This is a genomic window from Klebsiella sp. B345 (assembly GCF_051131735.1).
In the GTDB taxonomy this organism is placed as follows: domain Bacteria; phylum Pseudomonadota; class Gammaproteobacteria; order Enterobacterales; family Enterobacteriaceae; genus Klebsiella.
Genome location: NZ_CP180443.1, coordinates 4509360 through 4531194 on the forward strand (window position 1 = coordinate 4509360; position 21835 = coordinate 4531194).

At 55.2% G+C, this 21835-nt stretch carries 20 protein-coding genes; 18 read left to right on the top strand and 2 right to left on the bottom strand.

Features of this window, described 5'->3' with window-relative positions; all coding sequences use genetic code 11:
• The first annotated feature begins 161 nt into the window (after positions 1–161).
• Genes ACMYSO_RS21145 through nei form a run of 8 tightly spaced genes read left to right on the top strand, consistent with a single transcriptional unit; the run spans position 162 to position 6485 of the window.
• Positions 162–905: a type 2 GTP cyclohydrolase I gene (locus ACMYSO_RS21145; RefSeq protein ID WP_434667583.1), complete on the top strand. Its 744-nt coding sequence runs from the start codon at positions 162–164 to the stop codon at positions 903–905.
• Between the two features lie 14 nt (positions 906–919).
• On the top strand, positions 920–1576 hold the full coding sequence (pxpB, locus tag ACMYSO_RS21150) for a 5-oxoprolinase subunit PxpB (protein WP_123756235.1): 657 nt from the start codon (positions 920–922) through the stop codon (positions 1574–1576).
• Positions 1570–2502 (top strand): 5-oxoprolinase subunit PxpC, encoded by a 933-nt coding sequence (gene pxpC, locus ACMYSO_RS21155; RefSeq protein ID WP_434667587.1) that lies wholly within the window; start codon positions 1570–1572, stop codon positions 2500–2502. Before pxpB ends, pxpC begins: the two co-directional genes overlap by 7 nt.
• Entirely contained in the window at positions 2492–3238 is a 747-nt protein-coding gene (gene pxpA, locus ACMYSO_RS21160) for a 5-oxoprolinase subunit PxpA (protein ID WP_434667590.1), read from the top strand. The genes pxpC and pxpA overlap by 11 nt, the downstream gene beginning before the upstream one ends.
• Before the next feature lie 59 nt (positions 3239–3297).
• Positions 3298–4023 carry a DUF969 domain-containing protein gene (locus ACMYSO_RS21165; RefSeq protein ID WP_434667593.1) on the top strand — a complete coding sequence of 242 codons (726 nt, stop codon included), beginning with the start codon at positions 3298–3300 and terminating at the stop codon, positions 4021–4023.
• A complete protein-coding gene (locus tag ACMYSO_RS21170; RefSeq protein ID WP_434667596.1) occupies positions 4020–5015 on the top strand; it encodes a DUF979 domain-containing protein in 996 nt (331 codons plus the stop codon). The genes ACMYSO_RS21165 and ACMYSO_RS21170 overlap by 4 nt, the downstream gene beginning before the upstream one ends.
• A gap of 9 nt (positions 5016–5024) precedes the next feature.
• Positions 5025–5669 carry a pyroglutamyl-peptidase I gene (gene pcp, locus ACMYSO_RS21175; RefSeq protein WP_434667599.1) on the top strand — a complete coding sequence of 215 codons (645 nt, stop codon included), beginning with the start codon at positions 5025–5027 and terminating at the stop codon, positions 5667–5669.
• Between the two features lie 24 nt (positions 5670–5693).
• Positions 5694–6485, top strand: coding sequence for an endonuclease VIII (nei, locus tag ACMYSO_RS21180; RefSeq protein ID WP_434670854.1), 792 nt, complete (start codon positions 5694–5696; stop codon positions 6483–6485).
• A 60-nt stretch (positions 6486–6545) separates the two neighbouring features.
• Here nei and ACMYSO_RS21185 read toward each other — a convergent pair whose 3' ends face one another.
• Together ACMYSO_RS21185 and ACMYSO_RS21190 are read right to left on the bottom strand one after the other, a co-directional pair.
• Positions 6546–7832: a citrate synthase gene (locus ACMYSO_RS21185; protein ID WP_434585885.1), complete on the bottom strand. Its 1287-nt coding sequence runs from the start codon at positions 7830–7832 to the stop codon at positions 6546–6548.
• 181 nt (positions 7833–8013) lie between these two features.
• Positions 8014–8145 carry a hypothetical protein gene (locus tag ACMYSO_RS21190; RefSeq protein ID WP_419144718.1) on the bottom strand — a complete coding sequence of 44 codons (132 nt, stop codon included), beginning with the start codon at positions 8143–8145 and terminating at the stop codon, positions 8014–8016.
• Between the two features lie 324 nt (positions 8146–8469).
• Here ACMYSO_RS21190 and sdhC point away from each other — a divergent pair, with 324 nt between their 5' ends.
• From sdhC to cydB, 10 genes are all read left to right on the top strand, one after another.
• The gene (sdhC, locus tag ACMYSO_RS21195) at positions 8470–8874 is read left to right on the top strand and encodes a succinate dehydrogenase cytochrome b556 subunit (protein WP_165905667.1); all 405 of its coding nucleotides are present in this window, start codon (positions 8470–8472) and stop codon (positions 8872–8874) included.
• Positions 8868–9215, top strand: a complete 348-nt coding sequence (gene sdhD, locus ACMYSO_RS21200) for a succinate dehydrogenase membrane anchor subunit (RefSeq protein WP_123755993.1) — start codon at positions 8868–8870, stop codon at positions 9213–9215. The genes sdhC and sdhD overlap by 7 nt, the downstream gene beginning before the upstream one ends.
• Positions 9215–10981 (top strand): succinate dehydrogenase flavoprotein subunit, encoded by a 1767-nt coding sequence (sdhA, locus tag ACMYSO_RS21205; RefSeq protein ID WP_123755994.1) that lies wholly within the window; start codon positions 9215–9217, stop codon positions 10979–10981. The genes sdhD and sdhA overlap by 1 nt, the downstream gene beginning before the upstream one ends.
• A 15-nt stretch (positions 10982–10996) precedes the next feature.
• Positions 10997–11713 carry a succinate dehydrogenase iron-sulfur subunit SdhB gene (sdhB, locus tag ACMYSO_RS21210; RefSeq protein WP_123755995.1) on the top strand — a complete coding sequence of 239 codons (717 nt, stop codon included), beginning with the start codon at positions 10997–10999 and terminating at the stop codon, positions 11711–11713.
• Between the two features lie 354 nt (positions 11714–12067).
• Positions 12068–14875 carry a 2-oxoglutarate dehydrogenase E1 component gene (gene sucA / locus ACMYSO_RS21215; protein WP_434667602.1) on the top strand — a complete coding sequence of 936 codons (2808 nt, stop codon included), beginning with the start codon at positions 12068–12070 and terminating at the stop codon, positions 14873–14875.
• 14 nt (positions 14876–14889) lie between these two features.
• Positions 14890–16113, top strand: a complete 1224-nt coding sequence (odhB, locus tag ACMYSO_RS21220) for a 2-oxoglutarate dehydrogenase complex dihydrolipoyllysine-residue succinyltransferase (protein ID WP_174508408.1) — start codon at positions 14890–14892, stop codon at positions 16111–16113.
• A 116-nt stretch (positions 16114–16229) separates the two neighbouring features.
• Positions 16230–17396 carry an ADP-forming succinate--CoA ligase subunit beta gene (gene sucC, locus ACMYSO_RS21225; protein ID WP_434585882.1) on the top strand — a complete coding sequence of 389 codons (1167 nt, stop codon included), beginning with the start codon at positions 16230–16232 and terminating at the stop codon, positions 17394–17396.
• Positions 17396–18265, top strand: coding sequence for a succinate--CoA ligase subunit alpha (gene sucD / locus ACMYSO_RS21230; protein WP_434585881.1), 870 nt, complete (start codon positions 17396–17398; stop codon positions 18263–18265). Before sucC ends, sucD begins: the two co-directional genes overlap by 1 nt.
• A gap of 837 nt (positions 18266–19102) precedes the next feature.
• A complete protein-coding gene (gene cydA / locus ACMYSO_RS21235; RefSeq protein WP_434587019.1) occupies positions 19103–20671 on the top strand; it encodes a cytochrome ubiquinol oxidase subunit I in 1569 nt (522 codons plus the stop codon).
• A gap of 15 nt (positions 20672–20686) precedes the next feature.
• Entirely contained in the window at positions 20687–21826 is a 1140-nt protein-coding gene (gene cydB / locus ACMYSO_RS21240; protein WP_434667605.1) for a cytochrome d ubiquinol oxidase subunit II, read from the top strand.
• Positions 21827–21835: the final 9 nt, after the last annotated feature.

Consider the following 21835-nt stretch of genomic DNA (forward strand, 5'->3'; position numbering starts at 1 on the left):
ATAGTGCATAAATATACACTAATGCGTTGTGGGGTGGGTAGACAAATTGCGGGTTTACGCTAAAAGTCAACATAGCGCGTGTTGCGCAGGTGCTATCGACGACCTCCGTGGATCCCGTTATGTTATGCCTGTGCACACGATGATGACCTGATGGAGCGGCAATGAAAAATAGCGAACTGGAACAACTGATTAACGAAAAGCTTAACAGCGCGACATTCAGCGACTACGGGCCAAACGGCCTGCAGGTCGAGGGGCGTGAAACGGTGCAAAAGATTGTCACCGGCGTGACCGCCAGCCAGGCGCTGCTGGATGAAGCCGTGCGCCTGCAGGCGGATGCGGTGATTGTCCATCATGGTTACTTCTGGAAGGGCGAATCGCCGATCGTTCGCGGCATGAAACGCCAGCGTCTGAAAACGCTGCTGGCTAACGATATCAACCTCTACAGCTGGCATCTGCCGCTGGACGCCCACCCGGAACTGGGCAATAACGCCCAGCTGGCACAGCTTCTCGGTATCAATATCAAGGGCGAAATAGAACCGCTGGTACCGTGGGGCGAGCTGTCGATGCCGGTTTCCGGGCTGGAGCTGGCTTCGTGGATTGAGGCGCGCCTGGGGCGCAAACCGCTGTGGTGCGGCGATACCGGGCCGGATAAAGTCGCGCGTGTTGCCTGGTGCACCGGCGGCGGCCAGGGGTTTATTGATAGCGCTGCTCGTTTCGGAGTGGATGCCTTTATTACCGGGGAAGTGTCAGAACAAACTATTCACTCCGCCCGCGAGCAGTCCCTGCATTTTTATGCCGCCGGTCACCATGCCACCGAACGTGGCGGTATTCGCGCCTTAAGCGAGTGGTTGACGGAAAACAGCGATCTGGATGTGACCTTTATTGATATCCCTAACCCGGCCTGATGAGAGAGAAAAAAGTGCAGCGAGCGCGTTGTTATATGTTAGGCGAAACCGCCGTCGTCCTCGAACTTGAACCTCCGGTGACGCTGGAGAGCCAAAAGCGCATCTGGCGCCTGGCCCAGAGACTGGCGGATCACGAAGAGGCACTGGATGCGATTCCGGGGATGAACAATATCACCGTCGTCCTGCGTCATCCGCAGACGATGGCATGGGATGCGATTGAGCAGTTGCAACGCTGGTGGGAAGAGAGCGAAGCGCTGGAGCCGGAGTCCCGGGAGATGACGATCCCGGTGATCTACGGTGGCGAAGACGGACCAGATTTAGCAGAAGTGGCGCGCCACTGCGGACTGAGTGAGAAACAGGTGGTTGAACTGCACTCCTCAGTCGAATACGTGGTGTGGTTCCTCGGCTTCCAGCCGGGATTCCCCTATTTGGGCGGACTGCCTGAACAGCTGGCGACGCCGCGTCGGGCGGAGCCGCGGCTGCTGGTTCCGGCAGGATCTGTGGGGATCGGTGGCGTGCAAACCGGGGTTTATCCTCTGGCCACTCCTGGCGGCTGGCAGCTGCTGGGCCGCACGCCGTTGGCGCTGTTTGACCCCAGACGACAGGAGCCGGTGCTGCTACGTTCCGGCGATAAAGTCCGCTTTGTACCGCAAAAGGAGGGGGTATGTTGAAGATGATCCGCGCCGGCATGTATTCGTCAATACAGGACGGTGGGCGCGAAGGACAACGACAGTCGGGGATCAGCCTCTGCGGCGCTCTGGATACCCCCTCACTGGTGACCGCCAACCTGCTGGTGGGTAATGATCCCAACATGGCTGCGCTCGAGATTACGCTTGGCCAGGTGGATATCCAGTTCGAACGTGACTGCTGGTTTGCGTTGACCGGTGCCGCCTGTGAGGCGCTGCTCGACGATAAACCGGTGTGGGTGGGCTGGCGAATGGCGGCAAAAGCTGGCCAGCATCTGGTATTGAAAACCCCGCAGTACGGTATCCGTAGCTACCTGGCGGTGGCTGGCGGCATCGATGTGCCGGTGGTGCTGGGGTCACGCAGTACTGACCTGAAAGTGGGCATTGGCGGCCTCGAAGGGCGACGCCTGCAGGATGGCGATCGGCTGAAGCTGGGTAAAGCTTCCCGCCAGTTCAAGGCGGCACGCGGGGTGAAACAGCTGCCGTTGAGTAACCGGATCCGTGCGTTACCGGGGCCAGAATACCAGGAGTTTGATACGGCGTCTCAGGGTTCGTTCTGGCGTTCGCCCTGGCAGTTGAGCCCCCAAAGCAACCGGATGGGCTACCGTCTTCAGGGCCAGCCGCTCAAACGTACCACCGATCGCGAGATGCTCTCACACGGCCTGCTGCCGGGTGTGGTGCAGGTTCCGCATAACGGTCAGCCGATCGTGCTGATGAATGATGCGCAGACCACCGGGGGCTATCCGCGTATCGCCTGCATTATCGACGCCGATATGTACCAGCTGGCGCAAATTCCGTTGGGTCAGCCGATTCATTTTGTCCCCTGCACCCTGGAAGAGGCGTTGAAAGCGCGTGCCGATCAGCAGCGTTATCTGGAACAACTGGCGTGGAGGCTGAGCGATGATCATTGATTTGAATGCCGATCTGGGAGAGGGCTGCGCGAACGACAGCGCGTTGTTACAGCTGGTCTCCTCGGCCAATATCGCCTGCGGGTTCCACTCCGGCGATGCGTTGCTGATGCATCAATGTGTCCGTGAGGCGTTGAAAAACGGCGTCGCCGTTGGTGCTCATCCCAGTTTTCCCGACCGGGAAAACTTTGGCCGCACGGCGATGCAGCTGCCGCCGGAAACGGTTTATGCCCAGACGCTGTATCAGATTGGCGCGCTGGCGGCGATCGTTCGCGCTGAAGGCGGTGAGCTGAAGCACGTCAAACCGCACGGTATGCTCTACAACCAGGCGGCGAAAGAGGTGCCGCTGGCCGAGGCGATTGCCAGAGCCGTACGCGATTTTGATCCAGCGCTGATCCTGGTGGGGCTGGCGGGCAGTGAGCTAATTCGCGCGGGCCAGCACTACAAGCTGGCCACGCGGCAGGAGGTGTTTGCCGACCGTGGATATCAGGCTGATGGCAGTCTGGTGCCGCGTTCGCAGCCCGGCGCGCTGATTGACAGCGAAGAGCAGGCGCTGGCGCAGACCCTGGATATGGTCCAGCACCACCGGGTGCGCAGCATCACCGGGGAATGGGCGCCGGTGATCGCAGAAACCGTTTGTTTACATGGCGATGGTGCGCACGCGCTGGATTTTGCACGCCGTTTACGGGCCGCGTTTGCCGGACGCAACATCCAGGTCAGCGCGGAAACAACAGCATAAAACAATAATTATTAAGTCGTTAACAACACAACCAATACAACAACTAACAGGACGTTATTATGGGAGAGGTAATATCTCTCTGGCCACTGATCGGCATTGCCGTGATTGTGGTCGGGTTTATTCTACGTTTTAATCCGGTGCTCGTGGTCATTGTCGCCGGTATCGTCACTGGTGTGGCGGCACATATGCCGATCGCTACCATTCTGGAAAAGCTGGGGGAGGGGTTTCTCAACACCCGCAACCTGCCGTTTATTCTGTTGCTCCCGCTGGCGGTTATTGGCCTGCTGGAACGGCACGGTCTGAAAGAACGCGCCCAGGCATGGATCGCGAAGATCCACAGCGCTACCGCTGGACGCCTGCTGATCGTTTATCTGTTTGTCCGTGAAGCGACCGCCGCGCTGGGCTTAACCAGCCTGGGGGGCCACCCGCAGATGGTACGTCCGCTGCTGGCGCCGATGGCGGAAGGGGCGGCGGAAAAAACCTTTGGCCCACTGCCCGGTAGCGTGCGCTATCGCCTGCGGGCAATGTCGGCGGCGACAGACAATGTTGGCCTGTTCTTCGGTGAGGATATTTTTGTCGCCTTCGGGGCGATTATCTTCATGCACAACTTTATGCTGGAATCCGGCGGCATCCAGACCGAACCATTGCACATTGCACTGTGGGGGATCCCTACCGCCATTTGCGCCTTTTTGATCCATTCCGCCCGTCTGTGGCGCCTCGACCGTCATCTTCAGCGTGAGCTGGATAAGGTTAACGCCGGACAGGCAAAAGGCGGTGCGGTATGAATTTTCAACAAACCTGGCTTTACTGGCTGGCAGGACTGGTGCTGCTGGCAGTCGCGGTGATGTCCTGGCGCGACAAAAGCAACCCTCGCCGTCTGACTACCGGCCTGTTCTGGGGGCTGTATGGCGTCCTGTTCCTGTTGGGTGACTGGACATACCAACTGACGGGTGATAAGCGCACCATTCATATCGCCGTCGGCGTGGCGGTAGTGGTGCTGGCGCTGATTGCCGGCTTTGGCGGCGTGCGGTTGGGCAGCTATCACCAGCGCACTCAGGAGGAGCGCAGCGCCAGCGCATCTCGTTTAGGTAACCGCTTATTTTATCCGGCGCTGGCCATTCCGGTGGTCACGGTGATCGGCGTGCTGATGTTTAATAACCTGCCGTCGTGGCAGGTCTGGGTGTTTGGCCCAGGCAACCATGCCACGCTGATTACCCTGTTCTCGATGACCGCCGGCACGCTGATTGGCCTGATCATGGCGATACGCATGACCCGTGAACGGGTGACTCAACCGCTGCAGGAGGCTCGTCGGTTGCTCGATTCGGTCGGCTGGGCCTTTATCCTGCCGCAGATCCTGGCGGTACTGGGATTGCTGTTTACTTCGGCCGGCGTGGGCAGCAGCATCGCCTGGCTGACCGAGCACTATCTGGCGGTGGATAGCCGCTTTATTGCCGTGGTGGTCTACACCCTCGGCATGGCGCTGTTGACGATGGTAATGGGCAATGCTTTTGCGGCGTTCCCGATTGTGACGGCGGGTATCGGTATTCCGATTCTGGTGCTCCAGCACGGCGGTAACCCGGCGGTGATGGCGGCAATCGGGATGTTCTCTGGCTACTGCGGTACCCTGATGACGCCGATGGCGGCCAACTTCAATATCGTACCAGCGGCCCTGCTGGAGCTGCCGGATAAAAACGCGGTCATTAAGGCGCAGATCCCGACCGGCGCGCTGCTGTTGATCGTCAACGTATTCTTACTTTATTTCCTGATGTTCCTGTAAGGAGGGGAGATGGCGGGCGTATTAATTACCGGATTTGAACCGTTTGGCGGCGAGGCCGTTAACCCTTCGTGGGAAGTGGTTCGCCAACTTGATGGCGTCACTATTGCCGGCGAGCGCGTGGTGGCGTTGCAGCTGCCCTGCGTCTTTGGCGAGGCGCTGGCGGTGTTGAATGCTGCGTTAGAGGCGCAGCAACCGCGGCTGACAATCGCGGTGGGGCAGGCAGGTGGCCGTGTCGACATTACCGTCGAACGGGTGGCGATCAACGTCGATGATGCGCGCATCCCGGACAATAAAGGCCAGCAGCCCATCGACGAGCCGATTGTCGCGGGTGGGCCAGCGGCGTATTTCAGTAGCCTGCCGGTAAAAGCCATTGTCGCGGCGCTGCGCGAGCAGGGGATCCCGGCTTCGGTGTCGCAAACGGCGGGGACGTTCGTCTGCAACCATGTGATGTATGGCCTGCTGGATGCGCTACAGGATAAAGCCGGAACCAAAGGTGGCTTTATCCATATTCCGTACCTGCCGGAACAGGCGGCAGCCCACCCCGGTGAGGCGAGCATGGCGGTCGGGACGGTACGGGCAGCGCTGGAGACGGCAATTGCCGTCTCGCTACAGCAGGACGGTGACGTGAAAGCGGTCGGTGGGGCAACCCACTAATCGCCAGAACAGAAGGATAAGATGATGCCGGAAGGTCCGGAGATCCGCCGGGCGGCGGATAGCCTGGAGAAGGCGATCAAAGGCGAACCTCTGACCGACGTGTGGTTTGCCTTTGCCGCGTTACAGGATTTTCAGTCGCAGCTGGTGGGCCAGCGGGTGACGCACATAGAAACCCGGGGAAAAGCCCTGCTGACGCACTTTTCCGGCGGGTTAACGCTGTACAGCCACAATCAGCTGTACGGCGTCTGGCGCGTGGTGGAGGCAGGGGAACAGCCGGTGACTCAGCGGGTGCTGCGGGTCAGGCTGCAGACCGCAGAGAAGGCGATTTTGCTCTACAGCGCGTCAGATATCGCTCTGCTGACGCCCGCGCAGCTTGCGGTGCATCCGTTCTTACTGCGGGTAGGGCCTGACGTGCTGGATATGCGATTAACGACGGACGCCGTCAAAGCGCGTTTACTGTCGACCACCTTTCGTCGCCGACAGTTTGCCGGGTTATTGTTGGATCAGGCTTTTCTGGCCGGACTGGGAAATTATCTACGCGTTGAAATTCTTTGGCAGGTCGGGCTGACCGGGCGGCATAACGCATCAGAGCTTGATGATGAGCAACTTGATGCGTTGGCCCATGCGCTGCTGGATATTCCTCGCTTGTCATATCGTACCCGCGGGACGGTAGATGAGAATAAGCATCATGGCGCGCTGTTCCGCTTTAAGGTTTTCCATCGGGAAGGGGAAGCCTGCGAGCGCTGCGGCGGCATCATTGAGAAGACGATGCAGTCGTCACGGCCATTTTACTGGTGCCCAAGCTGTCAGTATTAAGCACTTTTTGCCAATAAAAAACGCGCCCGGAGGCGCGTTTTTTTATCGGTCGATCCGGACTTAGCCTTTGGCCACGTCGGATTTGAAATCGCGTTTTTCGTAGCCGGTATACAGCTGACGCGGACGCGCGATTTTCATACCGTCGCTGTGCATTTCGTTCCAGTGTGCAATCCAGCCCACGGTACGCGCCATCGCGAAGATAACGGTAAACATGGAGGACGGAATGCCCATCGCTTTCAGGATGATACCGGAGTAGAAATCGACGTTCGGGTAGAGTTTCTTCTCGATGAAGTACGGGTCGTTGAGCGCAATATGCTCAAGCTCCATGGCCACTTCCAGCAGATCGTCTTTGGTGCCCAGCTCTTTCAGCACTTCGTGGCAGGTTTCACGCATCACGGTGGCACGCGGGTCGTAGTTTTTGTACACGCGGTGGCCAAAGCCCATCAGGCGGAAAGAGTCGTTCTTGTCTTTCGCGCGACGGACAAATTCCGGAATGTGCTCAACGGAACTGATCTCTTCCAGCATCTTCAGTGCAGCTTCGTTCGCGCCACCGTGCGCCGGTCCCCACAGGGAAGCGATGCCCGCGGCGATACAGGCGAACGGGTTCGCGCCAGAAGAGCCTGCGGTACGGACGGTAGAGGTCGATGCGTTCTGTTCGTGGTCAGCGTGCAGGATCAGAATACGGTCCATAGCGCGTTCCAGTACCGGGTTAACCTCATAGGTTTCACACGGTGTGGAGAACATCATATTCAGGAAGTTGCCCGCGTAGGAGAGGTCGTTGCGCGGATAGACGAAAGGCTGGCCGATTGAATATTTGTAACACATGGCTGCCATTGTCGGCATTTTAGACAGCAGACGGAACGCGGCGATATCACGGTGGCGTGGATTATTGACATCCAGGGAGTCGTGATAGAACGCGGCCAGCGCACCGGTAATACCGCACATCACCGCCATCGGGTGAGAATCGCGACGGAACGCGTGGAACAGACGGGTGATCTGCTCGTGAATCATGGTGTGGCGGGTAACGATAGTCTTGAATTCTTCGTATTGTTCCTGGCTCGGTTTTTCACCGTTCAGCAGGATGTAACACACTTCGAGGTAGTTGGACTCGGTCGCTAACTGATCGATCGGGAAACCACGGTGGAGCAGGATACCTTCATCACCGTCGATAAAAGTGATTTTAGATTCACAAGATGCGGTTGAAGTGAAACCAGGGTCAAAGGTGAAAACCCCTTTTGAACCAAGACTACGAATATCAATTACATCCTGACCGAGCGTGCCCTTTAGCACATCTAGTTCGATAGCAGTATCACCGCCTAGGGTGATTTTTGCTTTAGTATCAGACATTTATGGTCTCCTTAGCGCCTTTATTGCTTAAGACTGCCTGGGGTGGATTTGCCTTCGGCCCGCGTCTGCTTACGTTACCAGTTTGTTATGTTGCACACAGCTCTGCGTCAGCGAAATGGGCAGGGTACAGAGCAAAGGCGCTTGATGGTACGTCTTCAGTCTACGACGAAATAGCAGCAAATCAGCGTTTTAGCAGTCCGAATTTGAAAATCTGTATACCACTAATAACTGTCCTGATTACATCGGTCAATACCAACACACTGTTGCATAACTTATTCTCAGGTGAAAGAGTGACCCCATAACTTTTGAGCATTATTGCATTTATCTGGTAATGGTTGTAACAAGAATGTTTAATATTTGTCAAATCAGGTGATTAAATTTTAAAATAATGTTGTTATCGTGACCTTGATCACTGTTCGGGACAAAACCCGACAAACTATATGTAGGTTAATTGTAATGATTTTGTGAACGTCCTATACTGCCGCCAGGTCTCCGGAACACCCTGCAATCCCGAGCCACCCAGCGTTGTCTGGTCACGTTTTAGCTCTTAATTAAGGGTTTAATCATGACCACAGGTTATAGAAAGGACGCTGTCTGACCCGCAAGCAGACCGGAGGAAGGAAACAATAAGAACAGCATGTGGGCGTTATTCATGGTAAGAAATGTGAAAAAACAAAGACCTGTCAATCTGGATCTGCAAACGATCCGGTTCCCAATCACTGCGATAGCGTCCATTCTCCATCGCGTTTCCGGTGTGATCACCTTCGTGGCGGTCGGAATTCTGCTTTGGTTGCTGGGCACCAGCCTTTCCTCTCCCGAAGGTTTCCTCGTGGCGTCATCCATCATGGATAGCTTCTTTGTGAAGTTTATCATGTGGGGCATTCTGACCGCGCTGGCATACCACGCCGTTGTGGGCATCCGCCACCTGATGATGGATTTTGGTTACCTGGAAGAAACCCTCGAAGTAGGGACACGCTCCGCTAAGATTTCTTTTGTTATTACTGTCGTGCTTTCACTTCTCGCAGGAGTCCTCGTATGGTAAGCAACGCCTCTGCACTGGGACGTAACGGCGTACATGACTTCATTCTGGTCCGTGCTACCGCCATCGTTCTGACCCTTTACATCATCTATATGGTCGGCTTCTTTGCCATCTCAGGTGACATTACATGGGAAGTCTGGACGGGCTTTTTCTCCTCCGCGTTCACTAAAGTCTTCACCCTGCTGGCTCTGATCTCCATTTTGATTCACGCGTGGATTGGGATGTGGCAGGTATTGACGGACTACGTTAAACCACTGGCTGTGCGCTTAGTTCTGCAACTGGTTATCGTTGCGGCGCTGGTGGCTTACGTTCTTTATGGATTTGTTGTGGTGTGGGGTGTGTGATGAAATTGCCAGTCAGAGAATTTGATGCAGTTGTGATTGGTGCCGGTGGCGCAGGTATGCGCGCGGCACTGCAAATTTCCCAGAGCGGCCAGACCTGTGCGCTGCTCTCCAAAGTGTTCCCGACTCGTTCCCATACCGTTTCCGCGCAGGGTGGCATCACCGTGGCGCTCGGTAATACCCATGAAGATAACTGGGAATGGCACATGTACGACACCGTGAAAGGGTCGGACTATATTGGCGACCAGGACGCCATCGAATATATGTGCAAAACCGGTCCGGAAGCGATTCTTGAACTGGACCATATGGGCCTGCCGTTCTCACGTCTTGATGACGGTACCATTTATCAGCGTCCGTTTGGCGGCCAGTCGAAGAACTTCGGCGGCGAGCAGGCGGCACGTACTGCGGCGGCGGCTGACCGTACCGGTCACGCACTGCTGCACACGCTGTACCAGCAGAACCTGAAAAACCACACCACTATTTTCTCCGAGTGGTATGCCCTGGACCTGGTGAAAAACGCCGATGGTGCCGTGGTTGGCTGTACCGCGCTGTGTATTGAAACCGGCGAAGTGGTTTACTTCAAAGCCCGTGCGACGGTCCTGGCGACCGGCGGCGCTGGCCGTATCTATCAATCCACCACCAACGCCCACATCAATACCGGTGACGGCGTTGGGATGGCTATCCGTGCCGGCGTTCCGGTACAGGATATGGAAATGTGGCAGTTCCACCCGACCGGTATCGCCGGCGCTGGGGTTCTGGTCACCGAAGGCTGCCGTGGTGAAGGTGGCTATCTGCTGAACAAACACGGCGAGCGCTTCATGGAGCGTTATGCGCCGAATGCTAAAGACCTGGCGGGTCGTGACGTGGTGGCGCGTTCCATCATGATCGAAATCCGTGAAGGTCGTGGCTGCGATGGTCCGTGGGGCCCGCATGCGAAACTGAAACTTGACCATCTGGGTAAAGAAGTTCTGGAATCCCGCCTGCCGGGTATCCTTGAGCTCTCCCGCACCTTCGCCCACGTTGACCCGGTGAAAGAGCCGATTCCGGTTATCCCAACCTGCCACTATATGATGGGCGGTATTCCGACCAAAGTGAGCGGCCAGGCGTTGACCGTCAACGAGCAGGGTGAAGATGTGGTGATTCCGGGTCTGTTCGCGGTCGGTGAAATCGCCTGCGTATCGGTCCACGGTGCAAACCGTCTGGGCGGCAACTCGCTGCTTGACCTGGTGGTGTTTGGTCGTGCGGTGGGTCTGCATCTGCAGGAATCTATCGCCGAGCAGGGCGTTTTGCGTGACGCGACGGAAGAAGAGATCGATGCATCTCTGGAACGCCTGAACCGCTGGAACGGCAACCGTAACGGCGAAGACCCGGTCGAAATCCGCAAAGCGCTGCAGGAATGTATGCAGCACAACTTCTCGGTATTCCGTGAAGGGGATGCGATGGCGAAGGGCCTTGAGCAGCTGAAAGCAATCCGCGAGCGCCTGAAAAACGCCCGTCTGGATGACACATCCAGCGAGTTTAATACCCAGCGCGTTGAGTGTCTGGAGCTGGATAACCTGATGGAAACCGCTTACGCCACTGCGGTGTCGGCAAACTTCCGTACCGAGAGCCGTGGCGCGCATAGCCGCTTCGACTTCCCGGAGCGCGATGACGAAAACTGGCTGTGCCATTCCCTGTATCTGCCAGAGTCGGAATCCATGACGCGTCGTAGCGTCAACATGGAACCGAAACTGCGTCCGGCATTCCCGCCGAAGATTCGTACTTATTAATGCGGAGACAGGAATATGAAACTCGAGTTTTCAGTTTATCGTTATAACCCGGACGTAGACGATGCTCCGCATATGCAGGATTACACCCTGGAAGCGGAAGAAGGTCGTGACATGATGCTGCTCGATGCCCTGATGCAGCTGAAAGAAAAAGACCCGTCTCTTTCTTTCCGTCGTTCCTGCCGTGAAGGGGTCTGTGGCTCTGACGGTTTGAACATGAACGGCAAAAACGGTCTGGCATGTATCACGCCGATCTCCGCGCTGAATCAGCCGGGTAAGAAGATTGTCATCCGTCCGCTGCCCGGTTTACCGGTGATCCGCGATTTGGTTGTGGACATGGGGCAATTCTATGCACAATATGAGAAGATTAAGCCTTACTTGTTGAATAATGGGCAAAATCCTCCGGCTCGCGAACATCTGCAGAAACCAGAGCAGCGTGAAAAGCTCGATGGCCTGTACGAGTGTATTCTGTGCGCATGTTGTTCAACGTCTTGCCCGTCGTTCTGGTGGAACCCGGACAAGTTCATCGGTCCGGCCGGTCTGCTGGCAGCGTATCGTTTCCTGATTGACAGCCGCGATACCGAAACCGACAGCCGCCTGGAAGGGTTGAGCGATGCTTTCAGCGTATTCCGCTGTCACAGCATTATGAACTGCGTCAGTGTATGTCCGAAGGGGCTGAACCCGACGCGCGCCATCGGCCACATTAAGTCGATGCTGCTGCAGCGCAGTGCGTAAGTAGTAAGAGGGGAGCGCAGCTCCCCTTATCCTGACCCTTTCCCTAAGGGAGAGAAGACAGGTAGCAGGAAATCTTTAAAAACCGCCAAATATGTACCAGTGATCAAGGCGTTCAGAGCGAGGTAAGACGGCAACTGAGCGCATCCCCGGGAGCATAGTGAACTATGTGACCGGGGTAAGCGAAGGCAGCCAACGCAACCGCAGCCTGAACGCAGAAGATTAATGGCAGTTTTTAAAGGTTCCTTAGCGGATAGAACCACAACTCGTCCGCGACAAGTGAACCCCGGCACGCACAATTATTGTGCGTGGTAGTTTCTACGGCGAAATAAGCATATAAATGCTTAAGGGATCACGATGCAGAACGGCGCAATGAAAGCCTGGCTGGACTCTTCTTACCTCTCTGGTTCGAACCAGAGCTGGATAGAACAGCTCTATGAAGACTTCTTAACCGATCCTGACTCTGTTGACGCCAACTGGCGTTCTATGTTCCAGCAGTTACCTGGCACCGGAGTCAAACCGGATCAATTTCATTCGAAAACGCGTGATTATTTCCGTCGACTGGCGAAGGATGCCTCACGTTACACTTCTTCGATTTCCGACCCTGATACCAATGTGAAGCAGGTTAAAGTCCTGCAGCTCATCAACGCATATCGCTTCCGTGGTCACCAGCATGCGAATCTCGATCCGCTGGGACTGTGGAAACAAGACAAAGTAGCGGATCTCGATCCTGCCTACCACGATCTGACTGAGGCCGATTTCCAGGAAAGCTATAACGTAGGTTCTTTTGCCATCGGTAAAGATACGATGAAGCTGGGCGATCTGATCGCCGCGCTTAAGCAAACCTACTGCGGCGCAATCGGCGCAGAATACATGCATATCACCTCTACTGAAGAAAAACGCTGGATCCAGCAGCGTATCGAGTCAGTAGCAGGGAAAGCCAGCTTTACCGCCGACGAGAAAAAACGCTTCCTGACTGAACTGACCGCAGCGGAAGGGCTGGAACGTTATCTCGGCGCAAAATTCCCGGGTGCCAAACGTTTCTCGCTGGAAGGCGGCGATGCGCTGATCCCGATGCTCAAAGAGATGATTCGCCACGCTGGCAAGAGCGGTACCCGTGAAGTGGTTCTGGGTATGGCCCACCGTGGTCGTCTGAACGTGCTGGTCAACGTGCTGGGTAAACGCCCGCAGGAGCTGTTTGACGAATTCGCGGGCAAACATAAAGAACACCTCGGCACCGGTGACGTGAAGTACCACATGGGCTTCTCTTCCGACATGGAGACCGAAGGTGGCCTGGTGCACCTTGCCCTGGCGTTTAACCCGTCGCACCTCGAAATCGTTAGCCCGGTGGTTATCGGTTCCGTGCGCGCTCGTCTGGATCGCCTCGACGAACCAAGCAGCAATAAAGTGCTGCCGATTACCATCCACGGCGATGCCGCAGTGACCGGCCAGGGCGTGGTTCAGGAAACCCTGAACATGTCCAAGGCGCGTGGTTATGAAGTTGGCGGTACCGTGCGCATTGTTATCAACAACCAGGTGGGCTTCACCACCTCGAACCCGCTGGATGCGCGCTCCACGCCATACTGCACCGACATCGGTAAAATGGTTCAGGCTCCGATCTTCCACGTTAATGCGGACGATCCGGAAGCGGTCGCTTTCGTTACCCGCCTGGCACTGGATTTCCGTAATACCTTTAAACGCGATGTCTTTATCGACCTGGTGTGCTACCGCCGTCACGGCCATAACGAAGCCGATGAGCCGAGTGCAACCCAGCCGCTGATGTATCAGAAAATTAAAAAACATCCGACGCCGCGCAAAATCTACGCCGACAAACTTGAGCAGGATAAAGTGTCGACGCTGGAAGATGCCACCGAACAGGTTAACCTCTACCGTGATGCGCTGGATGCTGGCGAATGCGTGGTTGAAGAGTGGCGCCCGATGAATCTGCACTCCTTTACCTGGTCGCCGTACCTCAACCACGAATGGGATGAGAGCTACCCGAGCAAGGTAGAGATGAAACGTCTGCAGGAGCTGGCCAAACGCATCAGCACCGTGCCGGACAGCATCGAAATGCAGTCTCGCGTGGCGAAGATTTATGGCGATCGCCAGTCAATGGCTGCCGGTGAGAAACTGTTCGACTGGGGCGCTGCTGAAAACCTGGCTTACGCCACGCTGGTTGATGAAGGGATCCCTATCCGTCTGTCCGGTGAAGACTCCGGTCGCGGCACCTTCTTCCACCGCCACTCGGTGATTCATAACCAGGTGAACGGTTCAACCTACACCCCGCTGCAGCATGTGCATAACAGCCAGGAACATTTCAAAGTCTGGGACTCCGTGCTGTCTGAAGAAGCGGTGCTGGCTTTTGAATACGGCTACGCTACTGCGGAACCGCGCACGCTGACCATCTGGGAAGCGCAGTTTGGTGACTTTGCCAACGGCGCTCAGGTCGTTATCGACCAGTTCATCAGCTCCGGTGAGCAGAAGTGGGGCCGTATGTGCGGTCTGGTAATGCTGCTGCCGCATGGTTACGAAGGCCAGGGTCCGGAGCACTCCTCCGCGCGTCTGGAACGTTATCTGCAGCTGTGTGCTGAACAAAACATGCAGGTCTGCGTACCGTCAACCCCAGCTCAGGTTTACCACATGCTGCGTCGTCAGGCGCTGCGCGGTATGCGCCGTCCGTTGGTGGTGATGTCGCCGAAATCTCTGCTGCGCCACCCGCTGGCGGTTTCCAGCCTCGACGAACTGGCTAATGGCACCTTCCAGCCGGCTATCGGTGAGATCGACGATCTCGACCCGAAAGGCGTGAAGCGTGTTGTGCTGTGCTCTGGTAAGGTTTACTACGACCTGCTGGAACAACGCCGGAAGAATGGCCAAAAAGATGTCGCTATCGTGCGCGTAGAGCAGCTCTATCCGTTCCCGCATCAGGCGGTACAGGAAGCGCTGAAGCCTTATGCTCACGTCCATGACTTTGTCTGGTGTCAGGAAGAACCGCTCAACCAGGGCGCGTGGTACTGCAGCCAGCATCACTTCCGTGAAGTGATTCCATTTGGGGCCTCTCTGCGTTATGCAGGCCGCCCGGCCTCTGCCTCTCCGGCAGTAGGGTATATGTCCGTTCACCAGAAACAGCAACAAGATCTGGTCAATGACGCGCTGAACGTCGATTAATTAAAGGATACATAATGAGTAGCGTAGATATTCTGGTTCCCGATCTGCCTGAGTCCGTCGCTGATGCGACCGTTGCGACCTGGCATAAAAAACCGGGCGATAGCGTCCAGCGTGATGAAGTGCTGGTAGAAATCGAAACTGACAAAGTGGTACTGGAAGTACCGGCTTCAGCGGATGGCATTCTGGATGCAGTACTGGAAGATGAAGGCGCCACCGTGCTTTCTCGCCAGATCCTTGGTCGCCTGCGTGAAGGCAACAGCGCGGGCAAAGAGTCCGCCGCGAAAGCCGATGCGAAAGAGTCCACCCCGGCTCAGCGTCAACAGGCGTCTCTGGAAGAGCAGAGCAACGATGCCCTCAGCCCGGCGATCCGTCGCCTGCTGGCTGAGCACAGCCTCGATGCTAACGCGATCAAAGGCACCGGTGTTGGCGGCCGTCTGACCCGTGAAGATGTTGAGAAACATCTGGCAGCGGCACCGGCGAAAGCTGAAGCGAAAGCACCGGCAGCCACAGCGGCCGCTCCGGTTGCACAGCTGGGCCACCGTTCAGAAAAACGTGTTCCGATGACCCGTCTGCGCAAACGCGTCGCCGAGCGTCTGCTGGAAGCGAAAAACTCTACCGCCATGCTGACGACCTTCAACGAAGTCAACATGAAGCCGATTATGGATCTGCGTAAGCAGTACGGCGATGCCTTCGAAAAACGTCACGGTATCCGTCTGGGCTTTATGTCCTTCTACGTGAAAGCTGTGGTTGAAGCGCTGAAACGCTACCCGGAAGTGAACGCGTCCATCGATGGCGATGACGTGGTTTACCACAACTATTTCGACGTCAGCATGGCAGTGTCCACGCCGCGCGGCCTGGTAACACCGGTTCTGCGTGATGTTGACCTGCTGGGCATGGCGGACATCGAAAAGAATATTAAAGAGCTGGCAGTGAAAGGCCGTGACGGCAAGCTGACCGTAGATGACCTGATCGGCGGTAATTTCACTATTACCAACGGTGGCGTCTTCGGTTCTCTGATGTCCACGCCAATCATCAACCCACCGCAGAGCGCCATTCTGGGTATGCATGCCATTAAAGATCGCCCGATGGCGGTCAATGGCAAGGTAGAAATTCTGCCGATGATGTACCTGGCACTCTCCTACGACCACCGTCTGATTGATGGACGTGAATCGGTAGGCTTCCTGGTTGCTATTAAAGAACTGCTGGAAGACCCGACTCGTCTGCTGCTGGACGTGTAGTGATAATGGCCTGGAAGCGTTCAGCTCACCGGGCCAATAAAAACATCATCAGCGCTGTGGGCCTGCGGGCTTTACAGACTACATGATAACGATTACCTGAAGGATGGACTGAACACATGAACTTACATGAATATCAGGCAAAACAACTGTTTGCCCGCTATGGCTTACCGGCGCCGGTGGGTTATGCCTGTACTACTCCGCGTGAAGCAGAAGAAGCTGCATCAAAAATCGGTGCGGGTCCGTGGGTAGTGAAATGTCAGGTTCACGCTGGTGGCCGCGGTAAAGCGGGCGGTGTGAAAGTAGTTAACAGTAAAGAAGACATTCGCGCCTTTGCCGAGCATTGGCTGGGCAAACGCCTGGTGACCTACCAGACAGATGCTCACGGTCAGCCGGTTAACCAGATCCTGGTTGAAGCTGCGACTGATATCGCGAAAGAGCTGTATCTCGGTGCTGTTGTTGACCGTAGCTCCCGTCGCGTAGTGTTCATGGCTTCCACCGAAGGTGGTGTGGAAATCGAAAAAGTGGCGGAAGAAACGCCGCACCTGATCCACAAAATTGCTATCGATCCGCTGGCCGGCCCGATGCCGTACCAGGGACGTGAACTGGCGTTCAAACTGGGTCTGGAAGGTAAACAGGTTCAGCAGTTCACCAAGATCTTCATGGGTCTGGCGACCATTTTCCTTGAGCGCGACCTGGCGCTGATCGAAATCAACCCGCTGGTTATCACCAAGCAGGGCGACCTGATCTGCCTCGATGGCAAACTGGGTGCTGATGGCAATGCGCTGTTCCGCCAGCCGGATCTGCGTGAAATGCGCGACCAGTCTCAGGAAGATCCGCGTGAAGCACAAGCGGCTCAGTGGGAACTGAACTACGTTGCGCTGGACGGCAACATTGGCTGCATGGTTAACGGTGCTGGCCTGGCGATGGGTACTATGGACATCGTTAAGCTGCACGGCGGCGAACCGGCTAACTTCCTGGACGTTGGCGGCGGCGCAACCAAAGAACGCGTCACTGAAGCGTTCAAAATCATCCTCTCTGACGACAACGTTAAAGCGGTTCTGGTTAACATCTTCGGCGGTATCGTCCGCTGCGACCTGATTGCTGATGGCATCATCGGCGCGGTTGAAGAGGTGGGTGTTAACGTTCCGGTTGTCGTACGTCTGGAAGGTAACAACGCCGAACTGGGCGCGAGAAAACTGGCTGACAGCGGCCTGAATATTATTGCAGCGAAAAGTCTGACGGACGCAGCACAGCAGGTTGTTGCCGCAGTGGAGGGGAAATAATGTCAGTTTTAATTAATAAAGATACCAAGGTTATCTGCCAGGGCTTCACCGGTAGCCAGGGTTCATTCCACTCTGAACAAGCGATTGCTTACGGTACTCAGATGGTTGGCGGCGTTACGCCTGGTAAAGGCGGCACCACACATCTGGGCCTGCCGGTGTTCAACACCGTGCGCGAAGCCGTTGAAGCAACCGGCGCAACTGCGACCGTTATCTACGTTCCGGCTCCGTTCTGTAAAGACTCCATTCTGGAAGCGATCGACGCGGGCATTAAGCTGATTATCACCATCACCGAAGGTATCCCGACCCTGGATATGCTGACGGTGAAAGTGAAGCTGGATGAAGCTGGCGTGCGGATGATCGGTCCGAACTGCCCAGGTGTTATCACCCCGGGCGAGTGCAAAATCGGTATCATGCCGGGCCACATTCACAAACCGGGTAAAGTGGGTATTGTCTCCCGTTCCGGTACGCTGACCTATGAAGCGGTTAAGCAGACCACCGACTATGGCTTCGGCCAGTCTACCTGTGTCGGTATCGGCGGTGACCCGATCCCAGGCTCTAACTTCATCGATATCCTGAAGATGTTCCAGGAAGACCCGCAGACTGAAGCGATCGTAATGATCGGTGAAATCGGCGGCAGCGCTGAAGAAGAAGCGGCAGCCTACATTAAAGAGCACGTGACTAAGCCGGTTGTCGGCTACATCGCGGGCGTTACCGCGCCGAAAGGCAAGCGTATGGGCCACGCAGGCGCCATCATCGCTGGCGGTAAAGGTACGGCGGATGAGAAATTCGCAGCGCTGGAAGCGGCGGGTGTGAAAACCGTGCGCAGCCTGGCTGATATCGGCGAAGCGCTGAAATCCATCATCAAGTAAACCCTCTCTGCTCTTCGTGAGCAGTTAAATGTCCGATTTCGACATGGTTGGCCACCGTCAGGTGGCCTTTTTTCTGCCTGCATTTCCCCGCATCAGCCATCGTGACCGGGCTTTCACCGGGGCGTTTTTATCCTTCCTCTCAAAAAAACCTTTTCTATTGTATTGATTTAACACCTTATTTTTATAAATATTGCACGATTATTTCCAGGAAGGGGAGGGCATGAGCCTCGTGACTATTTTTGGTGAAAAAGTAAAAGATAAAAATGATGACTTAATTGATGCCGTCTATTAGGCAAATTACTGTGAGGCGTCTAACATTATTCAGATCACCATTTTTTTCACTGAATTCGCCTTAACGTTAAAACGTATTACCTGTAATTCTCATATCTCTCTTTTTGGTAACTATTGTTGGCATGTTTTAAACATGTATTTAACATTAGATTCACCATTATTCTTTGTTGGGATACATAATTAACATGGATGGAAAAAATTGATTTATATCAAGACTTAAAGCTTGGAAAAAATCCCAAAAAATCGTTAAATTGTCGCCAATCAAATTGGCCTAAACCGGGCAAATTCGCTATATATTGATCACTGTCGTAAATGTAAAACAGATTCAATAAAATCCTGTTTATTGTAAGGTTATTGCGGCGTAATATATTGGGGAATCAATTGGGTTTTTCGTTAACGTATTTGTAACCTTTGCGAGGAGCTGTTTCATCTGGTGACGAAACGGTAACGAAGCGGGAAGCAAGTTATTTTGTATTGGGGCATGCGTATGAGCTTACTGCGGTGGGTTCATTCTCGGAGTCTTCATGCGATGAGCAAGGAGTCATGATGTTAGATATAGTCGAACTGTCGCGCTTACAGTTTGCCTTGACCGCGATGTACCACTTCCTTTTTGTGCCACTGACGCTCGGTATGGCGTTCCTGCTGGCCATTATGGAAACGGTTTACGTCCTTTCCGGCAAACAGATTTATAAAGATATGACCAAGTTCTGGGGCAAGTTGTTTGGGATCAACTTTGCGCTGGGTGTGGCAACCGGTTTGACCATGGAGTTCCAGTTCGGGACAAACTGGTCGTATTACTCTCATTACGTGGGCGATATCTTCGGTGCGCCGCTGGCGATTGAGGGCCTGATGGCCTTCTTCCTGGAATCTACCTTTGTCGGCCTGTTCTTCTTCGGCTGGGATCGTCTGGGTAAAGTGCAGCACATGGCGGTAACCTGGCTGGTGGCGCTGGGCTCCAACATGTCGGCATTGTGGATCCTCGTCGCTAACGGGTGGATGCAAAACCCGATCGCATCAGACTTCAACTTCGAAACCATGCGCATGGAAATGGTCAGCTTCTCCGAGCTGGTCCTGAACCCTGTTGCCCAGGTGAAATTTGTTCACACGGTAGCCTCCGGTTATGTCTGCGGCGCGATGTTCATTCTGGGCATCAGCTCCTACTACATGCTGCGCGGTCGTGACTTCGCCTTTGCTAAACGCTCCTTTGCTATCGCAGCCAGCTTCGGTATGGCCGCTATTCTCTCCGTTATTGTCCTCGGTGACGAATCCGGTTACGAAATGGGCGACGTGCAAAAAACCAAACTGGCAGCTATTGAAGCCGAATGGGAAACGCAGCCGGCTCCGGCGGCCTTTACCCTGTTTGGTATTCCTGACCAGGATGCACAAACCAACCACTTCGCGATTCAGATCCCTTACGCGCTGGGCATTATCGCCACCCGTTCGGTTGATAAACCGGTTATCGGTCTGAAGGACCTGATGGCACAGCACGAAGAGCGTATCCGTAACGGGATGAAAGCTTACAGTCTGCTGGAAGAGTTACGTGCTGGCTCAACCGATCAGGCGGTTCGCGATCAGTTCAACCACGTGAAGAAAGATCTGGGCTACGGTCTGCTGCTGAAACGCTATACCCCGAACGTTGCCGACGCGACGGAAGCGCAAATCCAGCAGGCAACCAAAGACTCTATTCCACGCGTTGCGCCGCTGTACTTTGCATTCCGTATCATGGTTGCCTGCGGCATCCTGATGCTGGGGATCATTGCCGCTTCCTTCTGGACGGTACTTCGTAATCAGGTTGGCGAGAAGAAATGGCTGCTGCGCATCGCGCTGTATGCGATTCCACTGCCATGGATTGCTATCGAATCCGGTTGGTTCGTGGCGGAATACGGCCGTCAGCCGTGGGCGATAGGTGAAGTGTTGCCGACTGCGGTGGCAAACTCGTCGCTGAGCGTGGGCGATCTGCTCTTCTCGATGCTGCTGATTTGTGGTCTGTACACCCTGTTCCTGGTGGCTGAATTGTACCTGATGTTCAAATTCGCACGCCGTGGACCAAGCAGCCTGAAAACTGGTCGCTACCACTTTGAGCAGTCTTCCACGACTACTCAGCCGGCACGCTAAGACAGGAGTCGTGAAATGATCGATTATGAAGTATTACGTTTAATCTGGTGGTTGCTGATCGGCATACTGTTGATTGGTTTTGCCGTCACCGATGGTTTCGACATGGGGGTGGGCATGCTCACCCGCTTCCTCGGTCGCAATGACACCGAGCGTCGAATCATGATTAACTCCATCGCCCCGCACTGGGACGGAAACCAGGTGTGGCTGATCACCGCGGGCGGCGCGCTGTTTGCGGCCTGGCCGACGGTATACGCTGCGGCGTTCTCCGGCTTCTATGTGGCGATGATCCTGGTGTTGGCTTCCTTGTTCTTCCGTCCGGTAGGCTTTGACTATCGTTCGAAGATTGAAGATACCCGCTGGCGTAACATGTGGGACTGGGGCATTTTCATCGGTAGCTTTGTACCGCCGCTGGTGATTGGTGTCGCATTCGGTAACCTGCTGCAGGGTGTACCGTTCCATATGGACGAGTATATGCGCCTGTACTACACCGGAAACTTCTTCCAGTTGCTGAACCCGTTTGGTCTGCTGGCCGGTATTGTTAGCGTGGCGATGATCCTGACTCAGGGCGCGACTTATCTGCAGATGCGTACCGTGGGTGAACTGCACCTGCGTGCACGCATCACCTCACAGGTTGCGGCGCTGGTTACGTTGGTGTGCTTCCTGTTGGCAGGGGTGTGGGTGGTTTACGGTATCGATGGTTACGTAGTGACCACCGCTATCGATCATTCTGCGCCGTCTAACCCGCTGACTAAAGAAGTCGCTCGTCAGGCTGGTGCATGGCTGGTTAACTTCCAGAACATACCGGCACTGTGGATTATCCCGGCGCTGGGTGTAGTTCTGCCGCTGCTGACCATTGTGACTTCACGTCTGGAAAAAGGTGCGCTGGCGTTTGTCTTCTCTTCCGTGACTCTGGCGTGCATCATCCTGACCTGTGGGATTGCCATGTTCCCGTTCATCATGCCGTCCAGCACAATGATGAACGTTAGTCTGACCATGTGGGATGCAACCTCCAGCCAGCTGACGTTGAACGTGATGACCTACGCGGCGATTGTCTTCGTGCCGATTATTCTGGCGTACACCACCTGGTGTTACTGGAAAATGTTTGGCCGCATCACTCGCGAAGACATCGAAAAGAACACCCACTCGCTGTACTAAGGTAAGGAG